We start from the raw sequence: 14126 nt of genomic DNA on the forward strand, positions 1-14126 counted from the left end.
CGGGCTTTAGTCGCTTTCGGTTCTGAAGTCAAGTCCGCATAGCGGACTATAAAAAATAGAAAGCTCAGAGGATTAAAGCCTTTCTCCTAAGATCGGTCCTCCGACTTTTTGCATCATTCTCTCTTTAGTTAAGATAAGATCCTCTCTATTGTCCGCAGCCATCTCTGCAGGACCATCCAAATAGATTGCACCTTTAGGACATGCCTCTTCGCACATTCCGCAGAATATACAACGTAATAGATCTATCTCGAACTTCTTAGCGAATTTATCTTCTGGATGAAGATGTTGAATTTCAGGAGTTACATGTCCTGCTTCTATCTTAATTGCGTCCGCAGGACAGATCCACATACAACAGAAACAGCTAGTACATCTCTCTCTGCCGATCTCATCCCGTTTCATCGTATGCATTCCGCGGAAACGAGGTGAGAACTTTCTCTTCTTCTCAGGAAATTCTAATGTGACTGCACCTTTTAGAAAAGCGGCTTTGATAAAATGTTTAAGAGTGATCCAAAGACCATTTGCAATTGAATAAGAATAAAGTCTTTGATACCAAGCGGGCTTATGTTTTGCCGCTACATTAATTACATTAACGGTTCCCAACGGCTGCCTCTCTAGGGTTAGAACGTAATTCTAAGGTTTTCTTTTCTAATAAGGAGAAAATTTCCGCAGAGCTTGATAAACCTTTTGGTGCTTCCATAGATTTACTGAAGTTCTGGATCCATCCCTTCTTATTCGTGAAACTTCCACTTTGTTCTGAATAAGCTTTGATCGGTACGGAATACTTAGCTTTAGTCGTATCTTCCGTAAGATTCGTTTCTAAGATTACTATAGATTCGGAAGGAACACCAGCCAAGATTTCGGAAACCTTTTCTTTAATTACAAAGATCAGATCAAATTCACCTTTTGCGGCTGCAGAACGAATAGAGTCTATTCCTTCTGCGGAAACAAAACCTGCATCTAATGCACCTTTAGTATTCGGTCTTTTGTCGGTGGTGTATAGGAAATCCACTTGTTCAGGCTCTTTGTATTGTTCCGAACTTACTCTTGCTTCAGTTACAAATGTAACTCCAAGCTTGGATAAAGATTCTTTGATAGATTTTAAGTTTTGATCTGACTCGTGAGCCCCGCCTATAACAGCGATCTTTTTGGATTTAGAAATTTTTTCGGAAATTTCATCCAGAACAGTGATACTCACACTTGCTTCTCCATTTTTATAGAAGGAGAAAAGTCTGTTTGTATTTAGCCAATCCACATTGAATCTTCCTTTATCACAAAGGAAATACTGGTCTTTCTCCTCGTCTACACGAGGCATATAGCGGAACATTTTGTTGTCTCTTACGTTTGTGTAAGTTTTACAACCTGTACTACATCCAGGACACACTGATTCTTCGGATTTATACCACCAAACCCTGGACTTGAATAATGTTTTATGATTTAATAATGCACCAACTGGGCAGATATCTGCAAGCGCACCCTGGTAATTATGATTGATCGGTTCTTCTTTTGCGAGACCTATAATGGAATGATATCCTCTTTCGAAGAGTCCTAAGTTGGATTCTCCGACCATTTCTTCTTCGAAACGAACACAACGATAACATACGATACAACGATTATGATTGATGATCAGGTTGGAACCGATCTCTTCCTGAGGAATATTCCTTTTTTCTAATGTGAATCTGGAATTCCCTTTTCCTTCTTTAAAGGAATTGTCTTGGAGTTGGCATTCTCCGGCTTTATCACAGACAGGACAATCTAATGGGTGGTTCGCAAGTAGGAATTCCATCGTTCCTTCTCTCGCTTCTATGACTCTATCACTCTTTGTAATGATAGAAAGTCCTTCAGTGACTTTAGTATTGCAGGCGACTTGTAAACGGGGAATCCCTTCTATCTCAATGAGGCACATGCGGCACATGCCCACTACAGACAATTTAGGATGATAACAGAAAAACGGAATATCCACTCCGGCATCTTTGGCTGCGGATATCAGATTTTTTTTCTCGTCGACCTCGTATTCGATCCCGTCTATCTTTATCTTGACCACTCGAACCTCCGTTTTTCTAAACAAACCAGGGCGCCAAATTTCATTTGAAACGTACTATTCTAAGTTGGCAACCCGTTTCTAGATGCAAAGATCTGAGAGCCTGTCTCAGATTCTTAAAGTCGATTAGCGGACTGAGAGACAAATTCAGAGTTTTAGATCTTTGTAATAATCTGGAACTTTGGCCCATTTTTGGAACCACTGAGGATTCATCGCCCTTTGGTAGAGATACGCATCTACTAGAACCAGGTTTATCGCTGCTTCCACAATCGGAACCGCTCTTGGTAGAACGCATGGATCATGCCTGCCTTTCGCTTCCAGTGTAGTTTCTTTTCCGTCGATATTTACAGTATTTTGTTTTTTGAAAATAGTAGAAGTGGGCTTAAACGCAGCTCGAACCACCAAAGTTTCTCCGTTGGAGATCCCACCTTGGAGTCCTCCGGAATTATTTGTACGAGTACGAACTCTTCCGGTTTCTTCTTCTACATAGAACTCGTCGTTATGAGTGCTTCCGGTCAGAAGAGTTCCAGAAAATCCGGAACCTACTTCAAAACCTTTACAGGCGGGAATAGAGAGAATTGCTTTAGCTATGTCGCCATCTAATTTATCGTAAACAGGATCTCCAAGACCTGGAGGAAGATTATAGGAAGCAGAGCGTATAATTCCGCCTACACTGTCTCCCGCTTCTTTCATTTCTAAAATGAGAGAACGCATTTTATCTGCTGCCTGGGTATCAGGACAACGGACCTCATTTACATCTACTTCTTCCCTTGTTTGCGGATATTTGTTTTCTGCAATTTCAGAAGAGATGGTTCCGATTGTGTCCACCCAAGCCACTGTTTTAATGCCCAGATCATCCTCTAAGATCATTCTGGCAATTGCACCTGCAGCCACTCTTGCGATTGTTTCACGGACAGAGGATCTTCCTCCTCCTACGTGTGCGCGGAAACCGTATTTGGTTTGGTAAGTATAATCTGCATGAGAAGGACGAAAAGTTTCCCTTAGATTTTCATAATCTTTGGAGATCGTGTTCTGATTGTTTACGATCAATGCGATCGGACTCCCGATCGTTTTTCCTTCAAAAACCCCGGAGAGAACTCGAACAGTATCCGATTCGTCCCTAGGAGTGGTGAGTTTACTTTGTCCGGGTCTTCTTCTGTTTAAATCCTTTTGGATCTCATCCAATCGGATCGGAATCCCCGCAGGAACTCCTTCAACAACAACTCCCACGGCTTCGCCATGAGATTCTCCGAACGTACTAACTTTGAATATTTTACCCCAGCTGGAAGGCATACAGTACCAGAAAACAGGAGACCACCAACGGAAGAAAGTAGGATTCCGAAGCGATAAGGAAAAGAGAACTGTTTACGCGACAGATTTCGGAGCTGTTTTACGGTAACTTCTATCGATGAGATCGAATAAAGGCGGATCCAATTCAGGATCGATTGAATAGATCACCCGTCTTGGGTCCACGGCATTCGCTAGATTGAAGACCGCCTTTCTAATATCAGGACGGAAAGTTTTACGATCGTAACCTACGATCTTTAGTTTTCCCTTATTCGAAAAAACAGGCCTGATCGTTCCAACTCTTTCTAGAAGAGGGCGAGTTTGATTTTTGTTAATTTCTCGGATCACGCATGTCTCAAAATGGATTTTATGCTGAGAATCCGTAGAAACTACGATGACATAATCTCCCACATTCAGAACACTTTTGTTCTCACATAAACTCAGGGCCATAAAATCGAAAAATTCCTTAACTACTCTTTCATTATATGAGAAAAAGCTGTTATTCAAGATCAACTTCATAGCAGTAATAGGGGAATATGCAGATCTCCAACGTTGCTCGCTACTAAGAGATGCGAATTCTCCCGCGATCGAAATAATAGCGGGATCATCTTCACTATAAGAATTGTTTTGCAGAATATACAATTGTTTCTGCATATCTTCTACAAGTACACTTCTAGAAGGATCGTTCTTATATTTTTCGTAATATTCTCCTAGTCGTTTCTGTAGGAAAGTTGTAGAAGGATAATTATTATTTAATCCTTCTCCTCTATATGGTCTATGACTGTTTAATACTGCGGTTTTTACAGGGCTTTGGATAGAAGCCATGTTTCCGATCATCAAGTAGCTAATGATAGGATGGTTTTTTACATATTCGAATTCTTCAGTGCTTAGATTTCCATGCTCAGGAAATTTCATTCTGACCTTGCCTATATCTACCATATAAGCAGCCATCATCAGATTCAATTGTTGAGCTTTAGAATTCTCGCTATCCTTAATGGAAATAGCCTTCAAGCTACGAAGCTTCATTGCCATAGAGATAACAGTTCTTTTAGTCAGAACTTCCGAGTCAGTTTCAACTCCAGCGGATTTCATAACTTCGATTACGTTGACTAAACCTAATTCAACATCTTGGCTATTCGCGAAGTCATCTAGGATTACATCAATCGCCTTCGCAACATTCTTCACATGATTTCCGTTTAAAGGATAATCTCTCAAATCCTTGAGAAGATCGGAAGCCTGCCTTGCCATCTGCAAGGTAAGATCAGGATTCACTAATTTTATATAAGAAACTTTTTTGCCGTTTACTGAGTCAGGCTGGTCTACTTGTATCCCTACTTTATGTCTTTCGGATAGTAGGTAATAAATACCTTGTAGTTCGAACTTTTGTAGTTTATTAATATCCGCTTCGGTTGCGCTGTCTTTGCGATGGATTAAGATCTGTCCGTTCTTATTGTAAAAGTCAACCGGGATAGATTGACTTTCCTTAAACTGTCTAATTACTTCCGCATTGAACTCAAATCTTTCAAGTCTGAGAGGATCGATTGGACCACTTTGAAATTGAGTCATAGTAAAAATCCATACGCATTACCAGAGGGCCAAATAAATAAGCCCAAAGTATATAACGTTTAAGTAAGATATTTGTTTAGTAACAAAGAAATGATTCAGCCTCGCAAGTAGGCAAGAATAAATTTCCGAAATTGTGTCAATCGATCAAGAAACGGGCGCTTTAGAGGCAGAATCCGAATCGGAAGAAGTCCTAGAGGGATATGTTTCCCTAACTTTACGATCCAATGAGTCAAAAAACTCAGGATCGATTTCCGGATCTACTAGATAGATGATCCTTCTAGGGTCAGCATTACGTTCCAAGTTGAATATCGCTCTTCTTCTATCCACGGTCAAGCTGCCCATTTCGAAGCCGGAAATCCTTACCTTTCCATTATTTGCAAACTTCGGTCGGATGGTTCCAATCCTTTCTAACATAGGTCGGATCGAATTTTTATGAGAATCTTTGATAATACAGATCTCGAAGAATACCTTACGATTTGAATCCTGAGAAGCTACAATAACGTAATCTCCGATTTTCACGAATGGCTGGTTATCACATAAAGATAGGCCTACATGATCGAAAAAATCTTTGAGAGTTTTTTCGTTATAAGCAAAGAAACTATTATTCAGGATAAGTTTCATCGCCTTGAGACCGTCCATCGGTTCTCTCCAAGGCTGAGGAGTAGTTAGGGAAGCGAATTCACCCGCGATGGAAAGAATTCCGATATCTTCGTAAGAAATAGCGTTAGTGAGAATGGACTTAACCTGTCTTTGGATATCAGTAGCTAAAAGATTTTTGCGATAATCGTCTTTGTATTTTTCTCTGTAACCTTGGAGCTTTTGAACTAATGGTTTGGTTTGGGGATAATTATTATTCATCCCCTCTCCGCGATGAGGTCTATGGTGATTCAAAACTACTGATTTGACCGGATCCTCGATCTCGGGAAGATTAGCGATCATTAGGTAGCTGATGATCGGATGGTTTTTAATGTATTCCAACTCTTCCGGTTTTAGATTTGCGTGAGTCGGGATCTTCATTTGAGTATAGCCGATATCCGCGAGATAAGAAGCCATCATCAGATTCATCTGTTCCGTCTTCTTCTGATCCATATCTACTTTGGTAAAAACCTTTGCGGCCCTTACCTTCAATGCCATTGCGATCACAGTTCTTTTAGTGAGAACTTCTGAGTCCACAGGCATTCCGGCATTCTTCATTACTTCTATAATATTGACTAGTCCGGTCTCCATATTCGGAGAAGATTTAAAATCATCTAAGACTGCGTTAATGGATTTATTGATCTCTTTAACATGATCTCCATTTAAAGGGAACTTTTTGATATCGGATAATAGATCGGTTGCTCCTTTGGACATATCCAAAGTGAGTGTTGGATTAATAAGTTTATCGAAAGAAGGATCTAAGGAACCTTTTTTACTCGAGCCTGGATGGATCTTAGCAATCTCAGCAGTTAAAAAATAGATCCCTTGTTTTTCGAATTTTTGAAGGCGACTGATATCGTCTCCAGTGGCCATATCCTTTTTATGAATTAGGATCTGTCCGTGTTTATTATAAAAATCGACAGGTATAATTCTATTTTCTCGAAAGTGTTGGATCACTTCTTCCGTAAAATCGAATTTTTGTAAATCTCTGGCTGCGTCCATCGTTAGGTGGAAGGAACTCCTACAATATAATATCGGCAAATTGATCCGATGAATCGAATCATTCCAATACTATAATACGTCTCTTTATGGGTTTAGTAATTTGGACGTTTCAAATATGCCCGATCAAACTTGATTTAGGCTGCTTTGCAAAATATATCTGCGGATCCGTTCTTCTGTGGAGCTTCCTGCGAACCCGAGTCCTGTACGCGAGTCGGTTAGTATGAATGTGTCCTGGGCTTTTAAGGACTTACCGTCTGTTCTAACTTCGCCGGAGAGAATATTTATCCCCAGATCCTTAAGAACTCCGGTCACAAAGTATAATAAACCTTTTCTATCCGGAGCTTCTAAGTAAAACTTTGTAGCGGAATTACCAGGTACGTCTTCAAACTCCAATTGAGAATCTTGTCCTAAATAAAATGTATTTCGAATATCTATTTCACTTGAGGTTTGGATCATCTCTTCCAACGCATTATCATCGGAAAAGACAGAAGACATTAAAATGCCTAGTTTGGATGCCTTGATTTTAGAATCTGTTTCAGGAGATCTAAGAAGAAATTCATCGTAACTGATCATGGAGTCGCCGTCTTTAATCGTGCGAATGTCTCCGGAAAGGATCTCGAATCCCATAAAGAACATTGCCTTCACCATCTTGTGAAGTGTTCCTGGGGCAGTTTCAGAAGTCTTGAGAGTAACTCTATAGACCCCGTATTCTTCTTTGTAGTTAAATTCTATCATAGTTTCCGCTTTCCTACAAAGCCTGCATAATCCTTGAAAAATAACACTCAAAAACCCGAGTTTTCGAGGAATGTTTTCAAAGTCTAAATGAGTAGTAGCTCCTTTTTCAATATTCTGTCTCCTAAAATTTTTCATCAATGAGACAGAAGTTCGAGGAAAATCCGCTGCTACCGGATATACGGGGAAAGCCCTCCCGAATATACTGGGGAAATCGGAGAAATTTTTTTACTAACCGATACGCCCTTCTTCCCGCTGGGGATACATATATGACAAATAAACAGAAATTTACCGAAGGATTCAAATTCGGAAAAACACAAGCGACGTATTCTAACTCAACTGTGGCCGGACCTAAGGTTCCACAAGGAAGCCAGGCTGCAAGAGGCTCTTATTCTTCTTCTTTAGGGCCAAGTTTTGGAGGAACCGAACCTTCTTCCGAATCTCCTTTTCTAGTACTTCTCGGACTAGGCAGATATTTTAAGAATTATAAAGTACGATTGGGGATCGTTTTAGGCCTTCTTTTTACCGAAATCATCGTTTATTCTGCGATTCCTTTCTCTTTTAAGTTTTTGATTGATGAAGCTTTGATTGGGAAAAATGAAAAAGTTCTATATATCACAGGTGCCCTGCTGATCGGAGGCACGATCTTAATCACCGCTGCAGGAACTGTCCGCGATTATTTATACAATTGGGTCTCCGCTCGTGCCATAAGAGACATGAGAGAAGAGTTATTCATTCATTTACAAAGAGTGAACCTGGACTTCTACGCAAATACCCGATTGGGAGATATTCTCGCAAGATTTTCTACCGACCTGTCTGCTCTAGAAAACGCAGTACTTGCATTGATTCCTTGGGGAATTTCTCCATTACTCGAAGCAATCTTTGGAACCGCTTTATTATTTGCTCTAGATTGGAAATTAGGCGCCATTGCTACTTTGATCTGGCCAATTACTTTCTTAGGGCCTGTATTCTTCTCTACTAGATCTACCGCAGCAAGTTATGAAAGAAAGATAGAAGAAGCCAAGGTCCTCACCGCCGTTGAAGAATCTATCTCCGCTCAAAACCTGATCCGAGTTTATGATCTGGATGGAGCTTTTTGGGATAAATTTAAAGGAAATTGTGAAAAACTATTTCATGTTTCTTTAAGACTAGGGCTGACCAATTCATATCTGGAACGTTCTGCCTCCGGTGGAATTTTACTTTTACAAGCAGTACTTTTAATTTCAGGCGCATGGTTTGCTTTCCATGGAATGGTGAGTGTTGGAGCGTTAGCGGCTTTTCTTCCTCCATTCTTGAATTTATCTTATTCTCTGCTTTATGTGTCCCAGTATTTTCCAACTATGAACCAAGCAAGTGGTTCGGCTAGGAGAATATTAGAGATTTTAAGAACTCCTACTTTCGAATCAGAAGGAGGAGAACGTCCATTTGCACCTTCTGAACTACAAAATTCCATTAAACTAGAAGATTTACATTTCCGTTATAAAGGTAGAACTAAGAACCTTAGCGGCGTAAACCTAGAGATCAAAAAAGGAACTTATACTGTTATCCTTGGACAAAGTGGTTCCGGAAAAAGTACCATTCTGAAATTCATATTAGGAATGATGGAACCGAACCAAGGAAAGGTTTCTTTAGACGGGATCGCAATGGAGAAGATCCGTTTGGATGCACTTCATTCCATGATCGGAATCGTATTCCAAGATACTTTCTTATTCCATACAAGCATTCTGGAAAATATTCGTATGGGACGCCCGGACGCAACTCCGGAAGAAGCGATTGAAGCCGCAAAACTTGCAGAGATCCACGAATTCATTTCCGCACTTCCTGATGGATATGAAACAATCGCAGGAGACAAGGGATCTAAACTTTCCGGTGGAGAAAAACAAAGGATCGCACTTGCAAGAGCTCTAGTGCGTAATCCTCAAATTCTACTCTTGGATGAGGCTACTTCCGCCTTAGATCCAATTACGGAAGCAAGGATCCTAAAAACTCTGCAAAAATTAAGAGAAGGAAGAACCATTGTTTCTGTGACCCATAGACTGACAGGTTTACACGCGGCCGACCAAGTAGTGGTCTTAAAAAATGGAAGTCTGGAACCTTATCCTTCTCCGGAAAATGATTCACTTTCCGCGGCCGCAATCGGATTATAGGAATATGCTGAAAGTACCGACTTACGTTTCCGAGTCTCCTATCGGAGGCCTTGGAGTTTTTGCAGGTAGAGATATAGAAGAAGGTGAACTCGTGTGGGAGTTCCATCCTAAAACTGTTTGGACCCTAACAGAAGAAGAAGTCCAAGCTCTCCCGGAAAGACTACAAAATCTGATCTATACATATTCTTATTTGTTCGAAGGGCAATGGTACTTTTGCGTGGATAATTCCCGTTTCATGAACCATAGCGATCAATCAAACACTTTGGAAGATAAAAGTGGGGTCCAGGGAGAAAGTAATCCTTTAGGAAGGGACAGAGCCGTCCGCAAGATCCTAAAGGATGAAGAATTAACCTGCAACTATAAACAATTCGATCAGAACTGGAAAGATAAACTTCCCTCTTAATAATCTATCTTAAGATCTTTGATCTTCTTATCCAGGGTGTTTCTGTTGATGCCTAAGAACTTAGCAACTCTGGTCTTGGTATATTTAAATTTTTTCATTGCATACTTGATCAGTCTTGCCTCGACTTCTCCCACTACAACTTCCATAGCTCTTCCATCTAGCGCATCTAAATGAGCTGGAGAGAACTTGGAACTTGCTACTTCGGAAGTGGCATCCGGATCTACACCAACTTCTACTTCTTCTCCCTCGTCTCCGTAAAGAATACGTCCGCTAATCTCGGAGAAGTCCTGTATATCCAACATTTCTAATTGAGAAAGTACTACTGCTCTTTCAATTACGTTCTCTAATTCACGAACGTTACCAGGCCAGCTATAACTCATTAGAAGTTTATGAGCCTCTCTAGTAATACCTTTGATCTTCTTAACATTCTCAGAAGTGTATTTAGTAATGAAGTGATTGATCAGAAGAGGGATATCTTCAGGTCTTTCGCGAAGAGGCGGGGTCAACATATTGACCACGTTCAAGCGATAGTATAAGTCAGCTCGGAATAGTTTTTGGGAGATCAGATCTTCCAGATCCGCGTTAGTCGCAGCTATGATCCTTACGTCGATCTTCTTAGGTTTAACAGAACCTACCGCTTCTATTTCTTTTTCTTGAAGAACTCTCAAAAGTTTAGATTGAAGATTGAGATCCATTTCTCCGATCTCATCCAAGAAGATGGTTCCGGTATCGGCCATCTCAAACTTTCCTTTTTTATCCGCAACTGCACCGGTGAACGATCCTTTTTTATGACCGAATAATTCAGACTCTAAAAGATTTTCAGGAATCGCGGCACAATTGATCTTGATAAAAGGTTTATCACCTCTGGAAGAGTTATAATGGATTGCTGAGGCAATCATCTCTTTTCCGGTTCCGGATTCTCCAGTGATCAATACGGATGCACGAGAATCTGAGACAAGTTGGATCATCTCGAAAAGTTTTTCCATGGACTTGGACTTTCCGATTAAAGAACCGAACTTATACTTATTCTTAAGTTCTCGTTTTAATAGAATGTTCTCTCTAGAGATCTCTCGTTTTTCTTCATCGATCAGTTTTTGGATACGGATCGCTTGGTAAATTACTGAGGCGACTACCTGAAGGAAGTCCAAATACGTTTTTAGATCCACGTATTTTTTATGAACGAAGAATACGCTGACTACGCCTAATACATCCGTGTCCGACTTAATAGGTGCCGCAAGGAAGCTAACGTTCTCAGGATTGTTCTTAAAATGGCTGGCGTTTCCTAATCTATTTAGGAAATTTTCATCGCTAACGATTGATTCTACGATGACAGCTTCTCCGGATTCATAAACTTTTCCGGTAACACCTTCTCCGGGAAGGTAGACTCCTTTTTCCATTTCCTCTGCAGTGAGTCCTGACGCAGCGCTGAGTTTCAGTATATTCTTCTCTGAATCGAATAGAACGATGGAACCTCTTTCCAAGTTAAGAGATTTATCCAATCGATCCATCACATCGTCGAAAATTTCCTGAAGAACTAATGTAGAAGTTACAGTTCTAGAAATATCTATGAGTACTTGTTGGATCTTATTCTTCTGCTCCAATTGTCTGAAAGTCTGGAGGTTCTTGAAGATCTGAGCCGCCATATTGGCCAGAGTGGAAACGAGTTCCAAATGTTCTTCGCTAAAGGCCTGCTTTCTGCTAGAGTCGAGGGAGATAACACCGATAACCTCGTCTTCCACAATCATTGGAACGGCAAGCTCGGAAAGGATATCATCCTTAATGGAAATGTAATGAGGGTTTTGGGTAACATCATTAACGATCATCCCTTCACCGGAAGCCGCAACGATACCAGTGATACCTTCTCCTACTCGGAGTTTCACTTTAGTTCGGACCGAAGGGTTCATCCCGCGGAAAGTAACGATGTCCAAGACCTCGTCTGCTCTGCTAATAAGCATGAGGGAACCGGAACCAACCTCACAAATTTGGATACATCTCTCCAAAATCAGATCCAGAAGGCGATCTGGATCTAAAGTCGAATTCATTGCGGTTGCCACTTCTTGTATGTGGCGGAGAGGGCTGGGTTTTATGTAACCGGACATCTGCTTAAAAAAGGTGCTGATTGATGATTTTGCGGTCAAGGAAAAAAACTTAAAATCCAAGCACCTCGCTTTCTTTCCAGGAAAGAATGCAGAATTTGTATCAAAATAGATTTATACTCACGATTTCAGATGACATAATATTACGAATGATCGATATACTTTCAAATTTCAGAATAAAATAATCTTCGAAATTTAGAACGAATTCTCGTTATCTGATGATTTTATTTAAAATAAGATGAAAACGTCTTTCCTCTGATAAACATTTTCTTTACCATTTTTCTCCGGATGTCCTGCGTATTTTGCGGAGAGTTTTATCTTCCGGACGGGAAACTCAAAGACGGAAAATTTCTTTGTAATACCTGTGGAAGAGAATGGATCTTAGAAAAAAGAAAACGAAATAGGATCAAACCTCCTGAAGTCCATGCATTATCTAACGAGATCTTATTAGAATTTCTTTCTCTTTTTAATACTAGCCCGAATCTGGACGACCTTCTTCAAAATTTTACTAACCTAGCATTCAGAAAATTGAATCTTCCCGGGATCTCAGTCATGGTGTATGAGCCAAGATTGGATCGTATCCTAGTAAAATCCTGCAAAAATAAAAAAGGTCCTGCTTTAGAAAAATTAGCATTCAGGATGGAAATCAAAAAAGGAGAACAGAACGGCCCCTTAGGGCAAGCAATCGAAACTTGCAAATCCGTTTATTATAGGTTTGATGAACAACCTCATAAACAAATCAGACAATATGGTCGTGTAAATAAAGTAGAATCAGAACTTTCAGTCCCAATCCATCTCAAAAAAGAAGTATTAGGATTAATTAATGTAGATTATGAAAAAGATGATCCGATCCAAGCGGAGAAGGATCGTTATTTTCTGGAATTGATCGCAAGTCAATTTGCAACCACTTTAAAAAATAGGATCCTTTTCGAAGTATCTCAAACCCAATCCAGAAATTTCAGAAATCTTCACTCTGCTGCTTTAAAACTAAGTAGTTTAGGATTTAAATATAGGACCGAAATTTTTCGGGTCATTCTTCTTTCTTTAACCGAATTTTCAGAAAGTAATCTTTTCGTTTTGTTAGAAAGAAAAATAGATGAGGCAGGAAAAACTATCTCTACAGAAGGACATATACTTACAGGAAGTCCAAGAGCACCAGAAATCAAATTAAATGTACAATTAAAAGGAGAATGGAACGTACTTAAAAAATTAACAGAATCAGCCATCCTAATGGATTCCGTCGATTTGAAAGAGTGGAAAACATTAGGGAGTAACGGGAAGAAAAAACATTTAGCGATCTTACCTGTATTGCGTTCCGATAATTCAGAGATTTGGATACTTCTCGCCAAAGAAGAAGAACTACATTGGAGCCCTGAAGAAATTGATGTATTAAATGCATTTGCAGTCCAAGCTGGGATTTCCATACAAAATTTTCACTTATTCCACCAGAGAGCTGAAAAAGAAAGATTAGATAAAGAAATAGAGATCGCAAGAGATTTACAAAGATCCTTACTTCCTAGAAAAATGCCCGATCATCCGAATTACGAATTTGGAGGGATCATGGTTCCTGCAGTTGGAGTTGGTGGGGACTATTACGATTTTATAACACATCCAACAAACAAAGAAACTTATGTTTGTATCGGAGACGTGAGCGGAAAAGGGGTCCCGGCAGGAATTGTAATGGCTACTGTTAGAACAGTGATCCATTCCTTGGTAAGAAAAAATCCAAGTCCTTGGGAGATTTTGCAAACCGTAAACACGTATCTATATCAGAATTATTTTAAGGATATTGTATCTCCTCGTTTCATGTCTTTGACAATCATTCATTGGGATCGAAACGAAAATCGTTTCGTATTCAGCGGCGGAGGCCAGGGAAATATCCTAGTCTATCGTAAAAAGGAAAATCGTTTAGAGGAAATTCCAACGGGTGGAGTAGTTTTAGGAATAGATCCCGACATAGATCATTTTGAGAACAGTGGGGAATTCAATTTAGAGCCAGGAGATTTTTTCCTGATGTTTACGGATGGAGTTTGGGAAGCCATGGATCCTTCCGAAGACTTTTTCGAAATGGAAAGACTTCATAAATGTGTTTTTGAAGCCAGAAAGGAAAGTCTTCCCCTTCTTTTAGAAACTGTTTTAAAAAAGATAAAAAACTTTACCGGGGAAAGGGAACAGACAGATGATATTACTTTAATAGGCGTAAAACGCTTAAAATAAGA

The 14126-nt window shown here is 39.9% G+C and carries 10 protein-coding genes; 3 read left to right on the plus strand and 7 right to left on the minus strand.

What is annotated here, in order from left to right; genetic code table 11:
- Positions 1 to 72 precede the first annotated feature (72 nt).
- From EHO65_RS15800 to EHO65_RS15825, 6 genes are all read right to left on the minus strand, one after another.
- Complete coding sequence (locus tag EHO65_RS15800) at positions 73 to 600, minus strand: NuoI/complex I 23 kDa subunit family protein (protein ID WP_100722294.1); 528 nt, start codon at positions 598 to 600, stop codon at positions 73 to 75.
- Positions 587 to 2041, minus strand: coding sequence for an NADH-quinone oxidoreductase subunit G (locus EHO65_RS15805; RefSeq protein ID WP_135775522.1), 1455 nt, complete (start codon positions 2039 to 2041; stop codon positions 587 to 589). Before EHO65_RS15805 ends, EHO65_RS15800 begins: the two co-directional genes overlap by 14 nt.
- A gap of 144 nt (positions 2042 to 2185) precedes the next feature.
- Complete coding sequence (gene aroC, locus EHO65_RS15810; RefSeq protein WP_135775523.1) at positions 2186 to 3331, minus strand: chorismate synthase; 1146 nt, start codon at positions 3329 to 3331, stop codon at positions 2186 to 2188.
- A gap of 72 nt (positions 3332 to 3403) precedes the next feature.
- On the minus strand, positions 3404 to 4891 hold the full coding sequence (locus EHO65_RS15815; protein ID WP_135775524.1) for an HD-GYP domain-containing protein: 1488 nt from the start codon (positions 4889 to 4891) through the stop codon (positions 3404 to 3406).
- Positions 4892 to 5035: 144 nt separating this feature from the next.
- The gene (locus EHO65_RS15820; RefSeq protein ID WP_135775525.1) at positions 5036 to 6529 is read right to left on the minus strand and encodes an HD-GYP domain-containing protein; all 1494 of its coding nucleotides are present in this window, start codon (positions 6527 to 6529) and stop codon (positions 5036 to 5038) included.
- A gap of 123 nt (positions 6530 to 6652) precedes the next feature.
- A complete protein-coding gene (locus EHO65_RS15825; RefSeq protein WP_135775526.1) occupies positions 6653 to 7264 on the minus strand; it encodes an ACT domain-containing protein in 612 nt (203 codons plus the stop codon).
- 266 nt (positions 7265 to 7530) lie between these two features.
- On the opposite strand from EHO65_RS15825, the gene EHO65_RS15830 reads away from it, so the two are divergent.
- Both EHO65_RS15830 and EHO65_RS15835 read left to right on the plus strand, forming a co-directional pair.
- Positions 7531 to 9408, plus strand: a complete 1878-nt coding sequence (locus EHO65_RS15830; protein WP_135775527.1) for an ABC transporter ATP-binding protein — start codon at positions 7531 to 7533, stop codon at positions 9406 to 9408.
- Positions 9409 to 9412: 4 nt separating this feature from the next.
- On the plus strand, positions 9413 to 9811 hold the full coding sequence (locus tag EHO65_RS15835; RefSeq protein ID WP_135775528.1) for an SET domain-containing protein: 399 nt from the start codon (positions 9413 to 9415) through the stop codon (positions 9809 to 9811).
- Here the strand turns inward: EHO65_RS15835 and EHO65_RS15840 are convergent.
- A complete protein-coding gene (locus EHO65_RS15840; protein WP_135775529.1) occupies positions 9808 to 11853 on the minus strand; it encodes a sigma-54-dependent Fis family transcriptional regulator in 2046 nt (681 codons plus the stop codon). The genes EHO65_RS15835 and EHO65_RS15840 overlap by 4 nt on opposite strands.
- Before the next feature lie 342 nt (positions 11854 to 12195).
- On the opposite strand from EHO65_RS15840, the gene EHO65_RS15845 reads away from it, so the two are divergent.
- Complete coding sequence (locus EHO65_RS15845) at positions 12196 to 14124, plus strand: GAF domain-containing SpoIIE family protein phosphatase (RefSeq protein ID WP_135775530.1); 1929 nt, start codon at positions 12196 to 12198, stop codon at positions 14122 to 14124.
- Positions 14125 to 14126: the final 2 nt, after the last annotated feature.

Origin of the sequence: Leptospira andrefontaineae (assembly GCF_004770105.1) — a bacterium.
Lineage (GTDB): Bacteria > Spirochaetota > Leptospiria > Leptospirales > Leptospiraceae > Leptospira_B > Leptospira_B andrefontaineae.